We start from the raw sequence: 19,231 nt of genomic DNA, 5'->3' as shown, positions 1-19,231 counted from the left end.
ACGAAGATTGATTGGCATAGCGCAACTTCCTTTGAATTTAACCCTTGAAGAAAAAGAAAAATTAATGAACCGAGCAGTGGAATTGATTTTAGAATAGATGAGAAAAATATATGTATTGGCTTGTTGCATAATTCTTTCATTTTCATGCAATCGAAATAAAATTGAAAGGGTTTCTGAGGAAAACAAACTCCCAGTGATAGACTCAGGTCTCTCACCTGAAGAGCTAGAAGATAAGATTTTGGGAATGTTAGTAGGTTCTGCTATCGGTGACGCTATGGGAGCTCCAACCGAAATGTGGTCTAGGACGGATATTGACCTTCAATATGGATTTGTGGAAACCCTGGATTCAATGGTTAGAGAAGCATCACCTGAAGGTATCTGGATTCCCAATTTACCGGCAGGAGGAACAACCGATGATACCCGATGGAAAGAATTAACAGTAGATTACTTACTTTCCCAAGATATCTCCTCTTTAAAAACGAAGGATTTTGCTCAATTCATTTTTGATCGATATTCTTCTTATGTGAATGAACTAAAACTCACGGAAGGGGTGGATCCTTCAGCAATAGAAAAAGCCACTCTTAAATTAACCTGGCTTCAGGAATGGGCAAAAGTAAGCCAACCCTATATTTCTGGAAACCTAGATGGTTATGCCGATTCATTGAGTAGGTTTTATGGTGGAGAAATGGTTTGTGCTGGTCTTCTTTATAGTCCGACTATTGGCGCAATATATCCAGCTAATCCAGAAAAAGCCTATGCAGAAGCTTATAAATTGTCAATCTACGATATTGGATATGCCAGAGATTTGTCATCACTTGCAGCATCTATGACAGCTGCGGGAATGAAAAAGGATGCCACTCCGGATGATATCTTATCAGCTCTTAGAATAGATCCAAGAGGATATTATGAAAGTAGATTAGTAGGAAGAACGGCTCAGAAAATTTTAATTGATGCTTTATTGATTCAAAAAAAATCTATGGAATTAGATAGCAGTTCCAATCGATTAACTCCTAAGAGTAAGGCATTACAATTTGCATTTGAGGAACTTGACTCGAAGCAACAAGATATGCCTTTTCATGCAGGAGAAATATATTTACAAGTTCTTACGGCGATGTTGTACGCAGATTTTGACTTTCAGGGAACCATGGTGTTTTTGGTGAATTATGGAAGAGACAATGATACTACAGCTGCTGTAGCTGGAGGAATATTGGGTGCTTATGTAGGATTTCAAAAATTACCTGAAATTTCCAAAAACAAAGTAATCCAAGTGAGCAATGAACAACTAGGAATTGATTTGAAAGAATTAGCCAAAAACCTCACCAGTCATGTCCTTAAAAACAAAAAGTCCTGATGAAAATCAGGACTTTTTCAGTTAAATGAGAATTTATTAAAAGAATAAGACTCTTTTCCTTCCGATTGAATCAGTCAATTCCATGTAGATATCTTCACAATTGACTCCCTTCAGAGAAAAATCTTTCTTAAATGCGTCAGGTTGATCAATATACTCTTCATAAATTAACTTGCCAGATTCTGACGAATGAATCTCCACTTTTACTCCTGGTTGAGTCAATCCAATTACCGCAAGATTTACAGTATTCTCATCGATAGCTTTTCCATAAGCCATGAGAGGAAGATCCTCCACCGGAATAGGTCTTTCATTTGTTTCTACGGAATAAATAACCTCTTCTTCTTCCGTTGCAATTTTTACTAAATATTCACCTTCTGGAAGGCCACTTAGATTGAAAGGAACTACAACGTCAGTGTTTTTCATATGTACCTTTCTATTGGATAGGTTTTTTCCGTTTTGATCCAAAATCGAAATTTTCGCATTCCCTACCTCACTTTTTAAGGTAACGTTGATTTTCTGAAAGCTTGAACTTACTCCAGATAATTCTCTCAAATCTTCGTCTGCTGCTAATGCGCTAAAAGATATTGTACTTGCAATTGCTAATGCTAATAAAGTTTTCATGATAATGTTGGTTTAGATTTATACATTTTGAATTGCCAACCCTGTACCAAATTTTGAAAAACACCAAACCAGCATTTTAAAAAACAATGTTTAAAAATAAATATGAAAGTTTTAGCAAAACATAATTTGGAATCAAGATTGGTTTTTGTCTAAAATCTGTATAAAAAATGGGCATTCCCATGTTCGATTGCTACATATTCGAACAGTAATTACACCCTTTTTAAAATTGAAAGGTTACAGCTTCAGGATTTTTTTAGGAAAAATAAATTATAAAAATATCAACATTTTTTGTGGATCCTTGAGGTAATAAAATTTCTCTGTCCTGAAATGAACACTTTCGTTCATCTGGATTCACTTATTAAATCATTAAAAATTAAAAGTTTCTTCTTTCACAACATGAAAATCATTATACACAAATTAAGTGTATCAGTGATTTCCCTAGAAAAAATATTAGGTAAACATTTGCATTGAAGCTACTTAGGTCTTCCAGATAGTCATCGGACCGTCACTGATCATCCTACGTGGGAAGTAAAGAAAATAAGGTAACTGGCATCATTACGAATAATCATAAACAAAAATTAAAACCATCATTTTTTTTAAAATGAGCATAAAAAAACCCTGACCAAATGGTCAGGGTTCTCTTCTAATAGTTGGTTTAGAATTAGAAGAAAATCGTTCTTGTTCTACCTAAATTGTCAGTAACCTGTATGTATATATCTTCTGAATTCATGCCTTTGAAAGAATAATCCTTCATAAATCCTTCTGGCTGATCAATATTTTCAGAATAGATTACTTTGCCTGAGGCAGAAGAAAGTATTTTCACTTCAACTCCTGGTTCTGTTAAACCGATGACTGATAGTTTCACGGTATTTTTATCTAATACTTTTCCATAAGCCATTAATGGAAGATCTTCAGTTGGAATAGGCTTATTGGAAGTATTAACAGTGTAAATAACTTCTTCCTCATCCGTCACTATTTTCACTTGGTATTCACCTACCGGTAAATTATTCAGATCATAAGGGACAACAATACTTTCATCTTTCACATGAACTTTACGCTGGTTTAAGTTTTTACCATCTTCATTCATGATAGTGATTTTTGCATTACCAACTCCCTCTTTAAGAGTTACATTGATTTTTTTAAAGTTAGAATTTACAGTTGAAAGGTCTTTTAAATCTTCGTTTGCGTTTGAAGCTAATGCGCTAAAAGATAAGGCGCTTGCCATTGCGATTGTGAATAAGGTTTTCATAACATATTGGTTTAGTGTTGTGCTTACCATTATGCTAAGCGCGTACCAAACTGATTCCCTATGCCATAAATCAATTTTACTTTTCTTCTATTTTTTAACTGAAAAAGGTCATTATCAAAATTAAATTCCGAAAAAATCAGGATTTATTAACAAAACATGTTCATTTCTAATTCACTTTACTGTCCGAATGTCTTAGAAACGGACAGGTTTTATGACATTACCAACTTTTATGGGTTACACTTTTTACAAACTATTAAGGAAATTTAATTTTGAAAAATAGTAACCTGAGCAGATTTTAATTCATTTCAAAAAAACATCTGTACGGTATTGAACAGAGATCGTCCGTAAAGGCTCCAAAAATCGGAATACCTAGCTAGTATATTTCTAGCTCCTTCACGTAATTTCTGAAAACATCGTTTTTGATTCCTATTTTCCATATATAATAAGGACAGCTGTTGCTAAATCAACCTAATTAAAGAGTCAATGGAATCTCTTAGAAATGGTTTTCTTATTGAACCAAGATTCCTCATTCTATTTGTTATAATTATCCGCAACCCTGCCAGTATCCTACTCTTCTTTCTTTTATAGTCTAGAAGACCAAAGCAACCCTAGTCGAAGAATTTAACAAATCATTCTGATCTTTTAATCTTTGCTTACTGAAAACGAGTCTTAGCTAGCTATTTTATCTGTATTTCCGCTTCCCAACCAGTACCTAGAGAAAATGAGGTTTGAAGTATTTGTACATGCTGTTGACAGTTGACCGTCGTTTGTAGACGATTATCCGCTACATTGACACTAAAATGTCCTTCTCCTGTAAGAATTTCGGATAATCAAGTTATTATATTAAATAAAAATTGTACACAAAAAAAGCCCTACCCCCTAAGGAGCAGAGCTTTTTCATCAACTAAACTAGGTTTGAAAGCCTAAAAATGAATGATTCTAGTTCTTCCGATGGCATCAGTTAATTCAAGGTAAACTTCCTCAGGATTAATTCCTTTGAAAGAGAAATCCTTTTTAAAACCTTCTGGTTGGTCAATAAATTCTTCATGGATAACCCTTCCTCCTTTTTCAGTTTTTACTTTTACATCCACACCTGGTTCTAATAATCCGATTACAGTAAGATTTATAGAATTATCATCGATTAGTTTACCATAAGCCATCAAGGGTAAATCAGCGGGGGCAATTGGTCTTTCTTTCGTCTCCACTGTATAAACAACTTCCTCGTCTTCAGTGGAGATTTTCACCTGATATTCCCCACAAGGCAAATCGTCTAAATTATAAGGAACCATTAAGTCATCTCCCTTAACATGTACCTTTCTTTGGTGGAGCTTTTTGCCATCCTCATCCAGGATAACAATTTTTGCATTGCCTACCCCTTCTTTAAGCAATACATTGATTTTTTTGAAATTTGAATTTACATCAGACAAAGCCATTAAATCGTCGTCTGCGTTGGCCAGTGCGCTAAAAGAAAGGACGCTAGCCATAGCTAAAGTGAATAAAGTTTTCATAACAGTGTTGGTTTAGTGTTGTGCTTTCTATTCAACCAAGCCCGTACCAAACCATTTATAACCTGCCAAAACCCATATTTATAGCACTACCTGAATATTAATTTATTTTAATATTTACGAAATATTATTTTGTTGTATAGACATTAAACCTTTCAGTTTCGAACAAAATCGAGAAAATTCTTGTCCGATTGTCTTAGTAGTGAACAGAAATTCCTACTTTTTGAGAAATTTCATGTTACACTTTATTGTGTTTTTTAATAAAATTTAATTTTAAAAAAAATATAAGTGACTGAAATCAAATAAGTTAAAAACGAAAAACCTGTACGCTCCTGTACAGGTTTTGTTCGCTGAGATACAGAAATTTGATATAAATCAAATCTTTTTCAATTCTTGTGATATTGATTTCACTCTATCTTTTATCTGAATACCTTCGATTTGCAAGTTCATGGAAGTTGCTGTAAGAAATTCATTGACTGCACCTATATGGTCAGTTGATTTACCTTCTGACAAAGTCACATATCGCATCGTTGTCCACAATAGCGTTTTTAACTGTGCTTCGCTATCGTCAGTCATATAGTATTCTAAAATAACTGTATTATGATTATGCCAGATAATTCGGCTCTTTATGCGCACCCACTCACCTACCATTGCCGGCTTTACGTAGGAAATATTATGGTTATAAATTACCCAAGCTGCTTGATATTTTTTAATGAAATCCATCATCTCTACTCCATATAGCTTTGGTACTTGATCTTCTCGAGCATTGAAAAAGTAATCGAAATATTTAGCATTGTTCAAATGACGAAGTGGATCACAATCCTGAAATCTAATTAGAACTCTGCTTTCAGTTTCTTTAGGGTAATGTTTTTCAGAATTATATTCAAACATGATTTAAAGTATTTCTTGACTATTAATAATTTTAATTCCCTGCTTTGCCATTTCCTCAATAGCAAAATCACCATCCATTGGATCAATATTTACAGCTCGACTAGAATCTACGATCAAGTAAGTCTCAAATCCTAAGCTATGGGCATCCAATGCGGTAAATTTCACACAGTAATCCAAGGCTAATCCTGTTATATATACTTTCTTAATTCTCTCTTTCATTAAATAGTCTGCTAACCCTGTTGACTCTTTTCTTGCATTATCAAAGAAACCAGAATAGGAGTCTACTTCTTTATTCTTTCCTTTTTGAAATACTGCCTTCCAATTATCCTGATTTAAATCTTTATGAAACTCTGCACCAAAAGTACCCTGAACACAGTGCACGGGCCATAATATTTGGTTCAAACCTCCCAGTGTAACAAATTCGGATATTTTTTTTCCCGAATGATTAGCTGCAAAACTTCCATGGTCCGCTGGGTGAAAATCTTGAGTTGCGACAATAAATTGAAATTCTTTTTGAAGCTTATTTATGATAGGTATCACCTGATCTCCATCATGGACAGCCAAAGCACCATTAGGCAAAAAATCATTTTGTACATCTACTATAATCAAGGCTGATTCTTTACTTTGCATCATTTGATTCTATTTGTTGGGCTTTTAAAACAAGTTCTGTTCTCAATTGGTGAAGATTTTCTTCTAATCCTATAGGATATAAATGAGGGTTTACCATTCTTTTATGTGTCTTATCTAAAGAATCCAACTGATTTGTAGCTCTTTTTCTTATGCTCTCCAAGCTTGGTGATTTATAAACTTGTTTACCCTTATTGAAAATAGGTTTAAGTAAAATTTCTTCTTGATAAAAATATGGCATAATTCGCTTTCTGCGTGTATTATCCATGGGATCAATAATGATAATCCCTTTCGGGTTGATTTCCTGGTCCTCTAAATAAATCATGTCTGCTACTGCTTTCCCTTTGGAAAAATATCTTTTTACATTGTGAATACCAGGAACATTAATTTTTAAAGACTGCTGAGAAATTTTTATTTTAGGAACAAATTCACCATCATCCGAGCGGATTGCAGATAATTTGTACACAGCGCCCAAAGCAGGTTGGTCAAAAGCAGTCACCAATTTTGTCCCAACTCCCCAAACATTTATGGAAGCTTCTTGGCCTTTTAAGGAAGTGATAATATGTTCGTCTAAATCATTTGATCCAACGATCTTTGTATCAGGAAAACCTGATTCATCCAACATTTCCCTTGCTTTATTACTGAAATAGGCTAAATCTCCCGAATCTATACGGATACCCATCATTTCTTTCCCTTTAGCTCTAAGGGCCTTTCCAACTTTGATTGCATTTTTCACTCCATTAAGTGTGTCATACGTATCAACCAAAAAAATACATTGATCAGGAAAAGCATCTGCGTAGGCTTCGAATGCATCTAACTCACTCTCAAAAGACATAATCCAACTATGTGCATGGGTTCCTGAAACAGGTATCCCAAATAATTTTCCTGCCATTACATTACTTGTAGAACTACAGCCACCAATATAAGAGGCTCGGGAGGCAGCCAAAGCACCGTCAATCCCTTGTGCTCGCCTTAATCCAAACTCCAAAACAGGCTCACCCTTAGCTGCTAAATTTATTCTTGCAGCTTTAGTAGCAATCAAAGTCTGAAAATTAAAGATATTCAATAAGGGAGTTTCCAATAATTGACATTGAATCAATGGCCCCTTCACCCGAATCATGGGTGAATTTGGAAAAACTACCGTTCCTTCTTCAACTGCATCGATGGTACAGCTGAATTTCATTTTCTCTAAATAATCAAGAAAAGCCGCATCAAATAAGACTTTTCCATCTTTAGCCTTCATTCCAGCTAGGTATTGAATATCTTCTTTTTCAAATTTGAAATTTTTACAATAATCAATTGCATAATCTAGCCCAGCAGCAACAGTAAACCCACCTTGAAAAGGATGCTTTCTGAAAAATAAATTAAATACCGCTTCTTGTTCAGCTTTACCAGACTTCCAGTAGGCATAAGCCATAGTCAATTGGTAGAAATCTGTTAACAAAGCAAGTGAACCTTGGTATAAATCTTTTGTGATTTTCATGGATGCGTAGCTATTTTATAAAGGTAAATATTGCCTTTACCTTAACAAACCTATTTTAGACTGGATTTTTAACCCTATAATTTAAAAACACTCCTAGTAGTAAAAGACCCATACCAACATAAGCCATAAAAGTATAGGCTTCTCCAAAGAAGAAAAATCCAAAAATCAAGGCATAGAATACTCCTAAATAACTGAGGCTCGAAATTTTAGAAACATTAGCATTTTGATAAGCAACTGTCATAAAGTATTGAGCAGTTTGCGTGCAAATCCCTATCCATAATAAAATGGCCCAATCCCATCCTAATGGTTGAACCCAGGTGAAAAAACTGATGGTAATAGCAATAGGAATTGTGACTAAAGGAAAATAAAAAATAATCACTAAAGGATGTTCTGTATTTTTTAGTTTTCTAATCACATTATATGCAAGACCTGAAAATAAAGCAGAAATAAATCCAATTCCAGCATAAAGAAAATTGACACGAGCATCAAACCCTTGAACTAAAACAACACCTAGAAAAGAAATTCCAAAAAACAAAAATTGAATAGGCTTTACTTTTTCTCTGACAAGGTAGATCCCTAAGATAGTTGTCAAAATTGGAGATAAGTATTGTAAGGTAACTGCACTTGCTAAAGGGATTTTCTGTAGGGTATAGAAAAAAGAAATCAAACCAACCGAACCAACAACACCTCTTAAGACAAGTAACTTTTTATTATTTCCAAAGACATTCACTTTTTGCCTTCTTAGCAAAGTATAACTGAAGATCAAACTAAAAACCGATCGGAAAAGAATAATTTCTATAGCAGGAATATGTGGAATGTACTTTACAGAAACATTCATTAATGCAAAAAAAACTCCAGCCAGAAGCATGGACTGGACACTACTAATCTTCACAGGCTAGGTAATTAGATGGATAATGCAAACTAAATGTAATAAACTGATAGATAGTTCAGGCATAATAAAGAGTTTTATGGAAATCCTGAAACTATTGGCTTTATCAATTAGTTAGAAGCCTAATTATGGCACTAAAAATTGGAACAAAAGCACCGGATTTTACACTTCCTTCTACTGGAGGTAAGAAAATTTCCCTCTCTAAAGACTTTAAGAATAAAGCGCTTATTATATATTTCTATCCCAAAGATTTCACTCCAGGATGTACAGCAGAAGCTTGTGAATTCAGGGATAAATTCGAAGATTTTAGAGATCTTTCCATACCAGTTTTAGGAGTTAGTAAGGATGATATTGAATCACATGAAAAGTTCAAAAAAACTTATAAACTTCCTTTCGATCTTCTTTCAGATAGTTCAGGTAAAGTTTGTAAAGCCTATGATGCCTTGATTCCTCTGATCAAAATGCCAAAAAGAATTACCTATTTATTAAATGGAGATCATGAGATAGTTGCCACATTTTCTGAAATGTTTGAGGCTAAAAAACATATTGAGAAAATGCTAAAAAGCATAAAAGGCTAGCCTCATAAAATCAACCCATCTTTCATTGTTACTTGTCGATCCGCCATACTTGCAAGTTCCTCATTATGAGTAACGATGACAAATGCTTGACCTAGCTCTTTCCTCAAAGTAAAAAACAAAGAATGTAAAGCTCGTGCATTTTCAGTATCTAAATTGCCGCTAGGTTCATCTGCAAAAATTACTTCTGGATTATTTATTAGGGCTCTTGCAACAGCGATCCTTTGCTGTTCTCCTCCAGATAGTGTGGATGGCTTATGATCCAAACGCTCACTGATTCCTAAGATCTCCGCAAGTTCTCCAGCTCTTTTCTCCAATTTTTTAGGATCTGTTCCTTTGATCAATCCGGGAATCTGAATATTTTCTGAAGCCGTGAATTCGGGCAAAAGGTTATGAAATTGAAAAATGAATCCTATTTCCTCATTTCTGAATTTTGCGAGTTTTTCACCATCGAGATTCAAAAGATTTTTCCCATTCATGGACAATTCGCCAGATTCAGGCTTATCTAAAGTTCCAAGAATATGCAAAAGTGTACTTTTCCCAGCTCCTGAAGAACCTACAATAGAAACTATTTCAGAGCTTGAAATTTCAAGATCTACTCCTTTTAAAACATGAAGATTTCCATAGTGCTTATGGATTCCACTGGCTTTCAGCATAGTAAAGATTTTTTCAGTTTTAAAATTAGAATAAATCTTTTCCAGATACCCAATAAATTGACAATAAACCTCATTTTTTAAAAAGAAAGGCTAATTCTAGGTTTGATTTATCGGGTCATAGGGCTTAACTTCGGGCAAAAATTTTCATAGGATGAATATTCACGAATATCAGGCTAAAGAAGTATTAAAAGGTTATGGAGTTCGCATTCAGGAAGGTATTGTAGCCGACAGTCCAGAAGCAGCTCATGAAGCAGCCGTTAAGTTGAACGAGCAAACCGGTACTAGCTGGTATGTGATCAAAGCTCAGATTCACGCTGGCGGTCGTGGAAAAGGAAAAGTCAATGAAACTGGCTCTAACGGAGTAGTACTTGCCAAGAAATTAGAAGAGGTTTCTGAGAAAGCTAAAAATATCTTGGGTGGAACTTTGGTTACTCACCAGACAGGTCCAGAAGGAAAAGTAGTAAATAAGGTTTTGATTGCAGAGGATGTTTATTATCCAGGTGCATCTGAGCCAAAAGAATATTATCTATCTATATTACTGGATAGAGCGACAGGTAGCAATGTTATCATGGCTTCCACTGAAGGCGGAATGGACATAGAGGAAGTTGCTGAAAATTCACCTGAAAAAATCATGAAAGAGTGGATCGATCCTAAAGTTGGTCTTCAGCCATTCCAAGCGAGAAAAGTTGCTTTTGGACTTGGACTTTCAGGAACTGCATTCAAGGAAATGGTGAAATTTATTACGGCCCTTTATAATGCTTATGAAGGTACTGATTCTTCACAGTTTGAAATCAACCCTGTTTTAAAGACATCTGACGATAAAATTCTTGCTGTCGATGCCAAGGTAAACTTGGATGACAATGCACTTTATAGACATAAGAATCTTGCTGACCTAAGAGATTTGGCTGAAGAAGATCCATTAGAAGTTGAAGCTGGGAAATCTGGACTGAATTACGTAAAACTAGACGGAAACGTAGGTTGTATGGTAAATGGCGCCGGTCTAGCAATGGCAACAATGGATATGATTAAGCTTTCAGGTGGTGAGCCTGCAAATTTCCTTGATGTAGGAGGCGGAGCAAATGCGACTACAGTTGAAGCTGGTTTTAGAATCATTCTTCAGGATCCTAATGTAAAAGCAATTCTGATCAATGTATTTGGTGGTATCGTAAGATGTGATAGAATCGCAAATGGTGTTGTTGAGGCGTATAAATCAATCGGTGATATTAAAGTTCCGATCATTGTTAGACTTCAAGGAACCAATGCAATAGAAGGCGCTAAAATCATTGATGAGTCAGGATTAAAAGTAGCTTCTGCAATTACTTTAAAAGAAGCAGCTGATAGAGTTCAAGCTGTTTTGAAAGGATAAGAATTTTAAAAATTTTTAGCACTCGTAGTTCAACTGGATAGAATATCGGATTTCGGCTCCGAGGGTTGAGGGTTCGAATCCTTCCGAGTGCACAAAAGCTCAGGCGAAAGTCTGGGCTTTTTTCGTTTAAGAGTTTAGCCAGTCTATGTTTTTCAAAAAAATATAATTAATCTATGTACTTCTCGCTTTAACAATTAGTGATCCTTGAGGAAGGATTTTAAAAAATTGCATTATTCAAAGAAGATAATGGAGGGATAGAAAAAATCAGAAAAACTGCCTCTAGGACAATAAAAAAGCAGGAGAAGATCTCCTGCCCTTTATTTGAAAACTAAACCAACTATTATTTAACTACCACAATGAATTCAAAAATAATACAATTATGATTAAATCAAAACACCAAATAAAAATTTGCGGACAATTATTCCTTCTCCGGGAAATTTCCTACTTTAAATGCAATACCTAAGGCCAAACCTTGGCTAAATTGGATTTTATCGTCCTGATCGAAATCATAAATGCTTAAACTCGTTAAACTCACATTTATTAAGTTGGAAACTTTTGCCGTAAGACCGAAATCCAAACGATGATCAATCGTCTTAAATGCTAGAGTTTCATAATTAGCATACATCTGGTATCTCATTTTTAGCTCTAGATTTTCGGAAAGTTTTTTATTCCAATCTGCTAATAGGTTAAAAGCAAACCATTCAGACCTTACTGTTTTACCTATCTCGACTCCATAATTATCTGGCACATTCAAATAAAGTTCCGTATCAGTAACAAATGTCCATCTGGGAGATAAAGGCGACATCCTCAAACTAAATTCATCATTAGGCTTATATTCAATTCCTAGTGAGCTAGTCAAATAACCGGGATTTAAGAATTTTGAAATAAGCGTTTTATCAGTTTCTGAAAATTCATATCCAGGCGCAAACTGAGAAAGAAAGTTTAAAGCAAAAAAGTAATTCCACTTGTCATTAATTTTGTATCCGATTTTTGAATCCAAATAAATTCTATCATTTGATTTCCTTCCATCTTCATCCTTATTTTTAACAATACCATAAGTAAAATCCAGCGTATTATCCCATGTCCATTTTTCCTTTGCATAATTAGCTCTCGCAATAAGATAGGTGCCAACAGCAATAGAATTAACGCCTCCTCCTTGCCAATTACCACTAAAAGAAGCTTGATTTAAATTTAAACCACCACCAATTTCTTTTAGCCAGTAGCTTGTGTCTGCAGGAGTTAATGCAGCATCTGCTTGAGCAAATATTTTACCGCTTAGAAGTAGGAAGAGGAAAAGTGTAGAAATTCTTTTCATAACTTAAAACATTAGAAACAAATTGATTTTAATTAAGATTTTACAAATATGAAGAATGACATTCAAAATGAACTTATAATTCGAGATTATTTAGCTCGTCAACGAACAACGTTAGCAAATGAACGCACTTTACTATCTTTTATAAGAACATCATTATATTTCCTTGTCAGTGGGATAGCCTTATTTGAGGTTGAGAAATTAAATCATATAAGACAACTTGGATACCTCTCGATGGTTTTAAGTTTGGTATTTCTATTTGTTGGAGTTATTAGTTTTTTCAGGATCAAAGCACGGTTGAAAAAAGGAAATTATTCTAAAATGTAATCCAAACTTCCCTAGAAATTAAAATACATCGATAAAAGCCTTGACAAAAAGGCTATAAAAATTTAGAATTTCATTATTCAGGTAAGTTACAATTAGGTTTATGGCAAAGTAGTTGTAACAACTTTTATTAAAATTTGATTATGAAAATCTTTGGCTTTGTACTTATAATTGCTGGCATTTTTATGCTTTTCAGTAACAACTTCAGCTTTACTACAAAAGAGAATGTGGTCGATGCAGGCCCCATTCAAATTAGCGCAAACAAGAAAAGAGAAATAACATGGCCTTCCTATGCTGGCGGTGTAGTAATTGCAGCAGGAGTAGTTTTAGTAGCCATTTCTAAGAAAAAATAATCCCTTTTTGATAATTGAAATTAGCCGCTGTAGATATAGGATCGAATGCAATTCGTTTGCAGATAACCAACGTAACGTGCTATGAGGGAGTTTATAATTTCAAAAAAGTTGAATATTTAAGATTTCCATTAAGATTGGGTTTGGATGTGTTTCATTCTCAAAAAATCAGTGAAATAAACAGAAAGAAATTTCTTAAACTGATGAAGGCATTTAAGATACTCATTGATCTTTATGAAGTTGAAGATTATATGGCGTGTGCTACTTCAGCAATGAGAGAAAGTGTCAATGGAGAAGATATCATCAAAGAAGTAAAAGAAGAAATTGGTCTGAAAATCAATATTATTGATGGCAATAGAGAGGCTGAGCTGATCAACAAATCTCTTGATAGGTATATAGACGATAAAACCTATTTACATATTGATGTAGGAGGTGGAAGTACCGAGCTGAATGTATATAGCAAAAAAATAAAGATCGCTTCAAAATCTTTTCAAATTGGTTCTGTAAGAGCTTTGGAGGATAAGGTTCTCGAGCCAGTATGGATTTCACTCGAGAAATTCATAACTAGATTCATCGATAAAAAATCTCAGATAATTTCTATAGGCACGGGTGGAAACATCAACAAAATTTTTGAATTGACAAATCCCAGGAAAAACAGGAAGTTTCTGGAAATCTCAAAAATTACAGAAACCATCAATTTCTTGGAATCATTTACTTTTGAAGAGCGGGTAAATAAGTTGAATTTGAATGAAGACCGAGCTGATGTGATTATACCTGCTGGAAAAATCTATCAAAGAGTTATGAATTCTGCAAATTCAAAAAAAATTCTTGTTCCAGAATTAGGCCTAAAAGATGGAATTATTCAACTACTATTTCTAAGAAACAAAAAGCCTCATAATTGAGGCTTTTTGCTAAGGTTTTACAAGTTGGACTTGATTAACTTTTTCGGGGTCTAATCGGAAAAACTCCTTATGAACGTTAAATTCTTCTTCGTCTCCCTCATTACTTTTTGCTATGTATGAACCATCCTCTTGCATCACATAAGAATTAACATTATCCTTCAAGTTGTAGGCAAGGATATTCATCAACTGCTTTTCCAATAATGGAGACTCAATTTTAAATAAGGACTCCAATCTTTTGTCAAAACTTCGGACCATCATATCCGCACTACCTGCATAAGTTCTGGTATTTCCATTATTATGGAAATGATATATTCTAGAATGCTCAAGAAAATCACCGACTAAAGATAAAACCTCGATTTTGTCACTTAAACCATCACGCTGTGGCCGAAGACAGCAAATCCCTCGAACAATCAATTTAACCGTTACACCTGATTGAGAAGCCCTATAAAGTGCATAAATTATTTCTGAATCTTCCAGCGAGTTTACTTTTATAAATATCCCACTTGGCAGACCATTTCTTGCATTTTCTGCCTCCTGTTCAATAAATTCAATTAACTGATTCCTCATATCTCTAGGAGCAGTTATCAAATTTGTATACTGATTTGGCATAGAGTGCCCAGTAATAACATTGAAAAATTCCGAAACATCATTTGCCAAAGTCTCATTTGTAGTCAATAAACCAATGTCCGTATAAAGTCTCGCTGTATCTTCATTATAGTTTCCAGACCCTAGATGTACAAATCGAGTGATTTCACTGGCGTCTTTTTTTACAATTAGGAGAAGCTTGGTGTGGGTTTTTAAATGAGTTATTCCATATATAACAAAACAACCTGCTTTTTGAAGTCTTTTAGCTTCCCTGATGTTATTTTCTTCATCAAATCTAGCTTTCACTTCAAAGAGTACAGAAACATGCTTTCCATTTTCCGCCGCTTTAAGTAAGGCTTTTGTAATTTGACTGTCTTTAGCCAATCGATAGATGGTCATTTTAATAGCCATCACGTCTGGATCTTCAGCCGCCTTATTGATCAAATCTAGAATCGAATCAATATTATTATAGGGATGGTGAAGAAGAATATCCTTTTCTTTCAGTGTCTCAAAAATATCTGCTCTACCTTCCTCTGGATAGGAAAGTGGATTTACAGGAGGGTGAACTTGCGGAAGCCTCTCTTTGAATCTCTTATTACCTACAATTTGCCACATCCCCGTAAAATCAATCATACTGGCTCTTTTTATTAAAAAAACAGAATCCATTTTCAAATTCCATCTTTCTAAAAGTGAATTGAGCATCCATTTGCTGTAGCCTTCCTCTATCTCAATTCTGACAACCCTTCCCGTCTTACGCTCCATCAATTTACGCTTCACCTCTTCGAGGAAATTCGCATCCATATCTTCGGACTCTTCCAAAGTAAAATCACCATTTCTTGTGATTCTAAACAAGCTGATCCCTTCTATTTCAACATTTCTAAAAAGTGAAATAATATGCTCACGAATTACTTCCTCAATGGGAATTAGCAAAAGAGAGTTATCTCTTTCTATTTCAAAAAATCTTGGAATATTGGAAGGAATCTGGACAAAGCTCAACTTTTTCATATCCTTTCTTTCTCCAGGACTAGTGGTCACAACACCAAAAACCAAAAGTCTATTCATAAGAATAGGAAAAGTCCTATACCCATCATAAACCATCGGTGTAAGCATAGGGTAAATAGCTTTCTTAAAGTAGTCTTTAACTGTTTGTTTTTCTGTGTCTGTTAACCTCGAAATATTAAAAAGTGAAACGCCTTCTTTATCTAAACCAGGCAAAATTACATCGGTAAAATGATCATGTTGTTCCTTATGAAAAGTCTGACAATCACTCATCAGTTTATTTTTAAAAGGCTCCTCACGAAGGCCAGAATAATCAACTCTTTCTTTATCATAATCCAAGTAGTTATAAAGTGAACCAACCCGGATCATAAAGAACTCATCGAGATTAGAGGCTGTAATTGCCAAAAATTTCAATTTTTCGAAAATTGATCTATGCTCTTTTTTGGACTGATCCAACACTCGATCATTAAACTTTAGCCAGCTTAAATCCCTACTTACAAGATCACTTTTTTGGATAATAGAATCGTATTTATCTTTCAATGCCAGTTTCATAAAAGCTCAAAATTTGGAGTGGCAATTTAAAATTCCTTTGTCAATCCCAACCTCATAAATTTGTTAAAGAATGAAAAAGGGGCACAAAGGCCCCTTTTAAAATTAAATCACAGTCTTAAGTATCAATTTTTGCGTATTTCGCATTTTTCTCAATAAACTCTCTTCTTGGAGCAACCTCATCTCCCATTAGCATACTGAACAAATGATCAGCTTCCGCAGCGGAGTCTATGGTCACTTGTTTGATAGTTCTTACAGAAGGATCCATGGTAGTAGTCCAAAGTTGCTCAGGGTTCATTTCTCCCAACCCCTTGTATCGTTGAATACCGACGCTATCTTCTTTACCATCCTTAGCCATTTCCTTTGTCAAAACTTTTCTTTCCTCTTCCGTCCAGCAATATCTCTCGTCTTTACCACGCTTTAATAAATACAAGGGCGGCAAAGCAATGTAGACATATCCATTCTCGATCAAGGCTCTCATGTACCTAAAGAAAAGAGTCAATATCAAAGTTCTAATGTGAGATCCGTCGATATCGGCATCAGTCATGATAATGATTTTATGATATCTTAAATGAGATAGATCAAGTTCCTTATCATCATTTACTGTCCCAAATTTAACTCCTAAGGCAGTCAGAATATTTTTGATTTCATCGTTATCATAAATCTTGTGCTCATGTGCCTTTTCTACATTCAAAATTTTACCCTTTAGTGGTAATATTGCCTGAAAATCACGATCACGTCCTTGTTTAGCTGAACCTCCAGCTGAGTCACCTTCGACAAGGTATAACTCACATACTGTTGGATCTGAGTTTGCACAATCCGCCAATTTCCCTGGAAGACCTCCCCCACCCAAAACATTCTTTCGCTGAACCATTTCTCTGGCTTTCTTAGCGGCATGTCTCGCCTGGGCAGCAAGGATAACTTTACCAACAATAATTTTTGCTTCTCTCGGATGCTCTTCCAACCAAGACTGAAGTGTTTCAGAAACAGTTGAATCCACAGCTCCAACAACGTCAGAATTACCTAATTTCGTTTTGGTCTGTCCCTCAAATTGAGGTTCTGCAACCTTAACCGAGATAACAGCAGTAAGCCCTTCACGAAAATCATCTCCGGATACTTCTAATTTCAATTTATCAAGCATTCCGGATTTGTCTGCATAGGATTTCAGCGTTCTTGTCAAAGCTCTTCTAAATCCAGTTACATGCGTTCCTCCTTCATAGGTATTGATTGTATTCACATATGAAACCACATTTTCAGTGTAAGATTTATTGTAATTCATTGCCACCTGAACAGGCACTGAATTGATCTCCCCTTCAATATAAATTGGTTCTTCAATAATTTTTTCTCTCGTGTTGTCTAGATACTGAACGAATTCAACCAAACCACCTTCAGAGAAAAATTCATCTGATCTTGGACTTCCATCGTCTTCAATTTCTCTTAAATCTTTTAAGAAAATTCTTATCCCAGCATTAAGGAAAGACATTTCTCTTAGACGATTAGCAATTGTTTCATACTTAAATTCAGTATGAGTAAAAATCGACGAATCTGGTTTAAAATGGATCATTGTACCCCTTTTATCTGTCTTTCCAACTTCCTTTGCTGGATATTGAGGGACACCGATCTTAAATTCCTGTTCTGTAATTACTCCATCTCTAAAAACTGTGGCTTTTAAATCCTGGGATAGGGCATTTACGCAAGATACGCCAACACCATGTAGTCCACCTGAGACTTTATAGGTATCCTTATCAAATTTACCTCCAGCATGTAAAACCGTTAAAACTACTTCTAAAGCGGATTTTTGTTCTTTTTCATGCCAATCAGTTGGAATACCTCGTCCATTATCTTCAACTGTAATAGAATTATCTTCATTGACAACCACGTGGATCACATCGCAATGTCCTGCTAATGCTTCATCTATAGAGTTATCGACAACTTCCCAAATCAAGTGATGGAGTCCTTTAACTCCAATATCACCAATATACATGGCAGGCCTTTTACGGACTGCTTCCAAACCTTCTAATACTTGGATGTTCCCGGCTCCGTAATTGGCGGGTTTTTTAGCTTTTTCTTCACTCATATTTTCTGGAAAAAACCCTCAAAAAGGGCTATAGAAAGGTGATTTTGTGTTCATTTTTTCGAGATGCAAGATAGTCAAAAAAAGTCATTGAAACGATAAAAATTGAAGCCTTTTACGAGTAATCTTTGAAGTAAAACTCAAAATTATAATCTCTGATTAAAATATGATTTTCTCTCCCATCTATATTTTTAAATAAAGCCATAAATCAAAGAAATCCTTACAAAATCTAATGAAATACTATGACAATATTTATGCTTAAGCTCTTTAATGATAAATTTTATGATCTATTTTGGAATAAACAATCTAATACTGACCGGTCTTAATCATCACTAGGGTACAGTCATTTAACACCTCAATTCCCATTTGATTGGCTTTCATTGCAAAAGAATTATTTTCTGCACCAGGGTTAAAAATGATTCTTTTTGGGTTAAGAGAAAGCAGGTATTCTTCCCATTCCTTTTGATGGTACTTATTTAAGTAAACCGTAATCGTATGAACGCCTTCCAAGAGCGGTTTTTCTTGCAAATCAAGAATCTTATTGCCCAATACTTCACCTTTATGGATGGAAATGGGAATAAACGGTATTTGAGCTTTTGTTAAAAAATCAGCTGCAACAAATGAATACTTAGATCTATTGTCCGTTGCTCCTAGTAATAAGGTAAGTTTCTTAGACATCTCTACTTCCAAATATTCGATCCCGCTCAAAAGTATCCATGTGACGGTGTTTTTTGGTTTCGTAAATATCAGCCAGAGTAATTAAAATACCAGTCTCTTCAACTTCTCCAAATTCATCATTTAGTGCCGTTCCAAAAGTCATCATCGTTGGAGAAAGGTTCATGTAAGTGTTAATCAATGGCGGAATATTTTCCCCATAAGATCTGATTTTTGCATTTAAAACTTTATACCCTTCTTTATATTCCAAT

Annotated in this window: 18 protein-coding genes, 1 tRNA gene and 1 pseudogene; 7 read left to right on the top strand and 13 right to left on the bottom strand. The window is 34.9% G+C overall.

All coding sequences use genetic code 11. The features are described from left to right. The first annotated feature begins 97 nt into the window (after positions 1–97). Entirely contained in the window at positions 98–1,351 is a 1,254-nt protein-coding gene (locus tag Q0L68_RS06230) for an ADP-ribosylglycohydrolase family protein (RefSeq protein WP_296700846.1), read from the top strand. Between the two features lie 36 nt (positions 1,352–1,387). Here the strand turns inward: Q0L68_RS06230 and Q0L68_RS06225 are convergent, their stop codons facing one another. From Q0L68_RS06225 to Q0L68_RS06195, 7 genes are all read right to left on the bottom strand, one after another. Continuing rightward, complete coding sequence (locus Q0L68_RS06225) at positions 1,388–1,969, bottom strand: T9SS type A sorting domain-containing protein (protein ID WP_296700844.1); 582 nt, start codon at positions 1,967–1,969, stop codon at positions 1,388–1,390. 661 nt (positions 1,970–2,630) lie between these two features. Next, positions 2,631–3,218, bottom strand: coding sequence for a DUF3244 domain-containing protein (locus tag Q0L68_RS06220; RefSeq protein WP_296700843.1), 588 nt, complete (start codon positions 3,216–3,218; stop codon positions 2,631–2,633). 923 nt (positions 3,219–4,141) lie between these two features. Then, complete coding sequence (locus tag Q0L68_RS06215; protein WP_296700841.1) at positions 4,142–4,726, bottom strand: hypothetical protein; 585 nt, start codon at positions 4,724–4,726, stop codon at positions 4,142–4,144. Positions 4,727–5,098: 372 nt separating this feature from the next. After that, positions 5,099–5,614 carry a thioesterase family protein gene (locus Q0L68_RS06210; RefSeq protein ID WP_296700839.1) on the bottom strand — a complete coding sequence of 172 codons (516 nt, stop codon included), beginning with the start codon at positions 5,612–5,614 and terminating at the stop codon, positions 5,099–5,101. 3 nt (positions 5,615–5,617) lie between these two features. Beyond that, positions 5,618–6,244 (bottom strand): bifunctional nicotinamidase/pyrazinamidase, encoded by a 627-nt coding sequence (gene pncA / locus Q0L68_RS06205; protein WP_296700851.1) that lies wholly within the window; start codon positions 6,242–6,244, stop codon positions 5,618–5,620. Further along, a complete protein-coding gene (locus Q0L68_RS06200) occupies positions 6,234–7,724 on the bottom strand; it encodes a nicotinate phosphoribosyltransferase (RefSeq protein WP_296700837.1) in 1,491 nt (496 codons plus the stop codon). Before Q0L68_RS06200 ends, pncA begins: the two co-directional genes overlap by 11 nt. 55 nt (positions 7,725–7,779) lie before the next feature. Further along, entirely contained in the window at positions 7,780–8,592 is an 813-nt protein-coding gene (locus tag Q0L68_RS06195) for a DMT family transporter (protein ID WP_296700849.1), read from the bottom strand. Between the two features lie 149 nt (positions 8,593–8,741). Here Q0L68_RS06195 and Q0L68_RS06190 point away from each other — a divergent pair, with 149 nt between their 5' ends. Next, the gene (locus tag Q0L68_RS06190; RefSeq protein WP_296700835.1) at positions 8,742–9,191 is read left to right on the top strand and encodes a peroxiredoxin; all 450 of its coding nucleotides are present in this window, start codon (positions 8,742–8,744) and stop codon (positions 9,189–9,191) included. A 2-nt stretch (positions 9,192–9,193) separates the two neighbouring features. Here Q0L68_RS06190 and Q0L68_RS06185 read toward each other — a convergent pair whose 3' ends face one another. Beyond that, on the bottom strand, positions 9,194–9,844 hold the full coding sequence (locus Q0L68_RS06185) for an ABC transporter ATP-binding protein (RefSeq protein WP_296700833.1): 651 nt from the start codon (positions 9,842–9,844) through the stop codon (positions 9,194–9,196). Positions 9,845–9,995: 151 nt separating this feature from the next. Here Q0L68_RS06185 and sucC point away from each other — a divergent pair, with 151 nt between their 5' ends. Together sucC and Q0L68_RS06175 are read left to right on the top strand one after the other, a co-directional pair. After that, positions 9,996–11,210 (top strand): ADP-forming succinate--CoA ligase subunit beta, encoded by a 1,215-nt coding sequence (sucC, locus tag Q0L68_RS06180; protein WP_296700832.1) that lies wholly within the window; start codon positions 9,996–9,998, stop codon positions 11,208–11,210. An 18-nt stretch (positions 11,211–11,228) separates the two neighbouring features. Further along, a tRNA-Arg gene (locus Q0L68_RS06175) sits at positions 11,229–11,302 on the top strand. A gap of 326 nt (positions 11,303–11,628) precedes the next feature. On the opposite strand, the gene Q0L68_RS06170 is transcribed toward Q0L68_RS06175, so the two are convergent. Further along, a complete protein-coding gene (locus tag Q0L68_RS06170; RefSeq protein ID WP_296700830.1) occupies positions 11,629–12,525 on the bottom strand; it encodes a DUF3078 domain-containing protein in 897 nt (298 codons plus the stop codon). A 48-nt stretch (positions 12,526–12,573) separates the two neighbouring features. On the opposite strand from Q0L68_RS06170, the gene Q0L68_RS06165 reads away from it, so the two are divergent. The 3 genes from Q0L68_RS06165 to Q0L68_RS06155 all read left to right on the top strand — a co-directional run bounded on the left by Q0L68_RS06165 (position 12,574) and on the right by Q0L68_RS06155 (position 14,098). Then, the gene (locus tag Q0L68_RS06165) at positions 12,574–12,849 is read left to right on the top strand and encodes a DUF202 domain-containing protein (protein WP_296700828.1); all 276 of its coding nucleotides are present in this window, start codon (positions 12,574–12,576) and stop codon (positions 12,847–12,849) included. A 140-nt stretch (positions 12,850–12,989) separates the two neighbouring features. Then, positions 12,990–13,199 carry a hypothetical protein gene (locus tag Q0L68_RS06160; protein ID WP_296700826.1) on the top strand — a complete coding sequence of 70 codons (210 nt, stop codon included), beginning with the start codon at positions 12,990–12,992 and terminating at the stop codon, positions 13,197–13,199. Between the two features lie 14 nt (positions 13,200–13,213). Further along, on the top strand, positions 13,214–14,098 hold the full coding sequence (locus Q0L68_RS06155) for a phosphatase (RefSeq protein WP_296700824.1): 885 nt from the start codon (positions 13,214–13,216) through the stop codon (positions 14,096–14,098). A gap of 9 nt (positions 14,099–14,107) precedes the next feature. Here Q0L68_RS06155 and ppk1 read toward each other — a convergent pair whose 3' ends face one another. The 4 genes and pseudogenes from ppk1 to Q0L68_RS06135 all read right to left on the bottom strand — a co-directional run. Continuing rightward, positions 14,108–16,234, bottom strand: coding sequence for a polyphosphate kinase 1 (ppk1, locus tag Q0L68_RS06150; protein WP_296700822.1), 2,127 nt, complete (start codon positions 16,232–16,234; stop codon positions 14,108–14,110). A gap of 115 nt (positions 16,235–16,349) precedes the next feature. Then, the gene (gene gyrB, locus Q0L68_RS06145) at positions 16,350–18,308 is read right to left on the bottom strand and encodes a DNA topoisomerase (ATP-hydrolyzing) subunit B (protein ID WP_296700820.1); all 1,959 of its coding nucleotides are present in this window, start codon (positions 18,306–18,308) and stop codon (positions 16,350–16,352) included. A gap of 303 nt (positions 18,309–18,611) precedes the next feature. Next, entirely contained in the window at positions 18,612–18,983 is a 372-nt protein-coding gene (locus tag Q0L68_RS06140) for a CoA-binding protein (RefSeq protein WP_296700819.1), read from the bottom strand. After that, positions 18,976–19,231 (bottom strand): annotated as a pseudogene (locus Q0L68_RS06135) (hemolysin); the annotation flags it as partial. The gene Q0L68_RS06140 and the pseudogene Q0L68_RS06135, both read right to left, overlap by 8 nt.

The sequence above is a fragment of the Algoriphagus sp. genome (genome assembly GCF_024642405.1).
Classification (GTDB): Bacteria; Bacteroidota; Bacteroidia; order Cytophagales; family Cyclobacteriaceae; genus Algoriphagus.
This window is presented reverse-complemented; position numbering and strand designations above follow the sequence as displayed.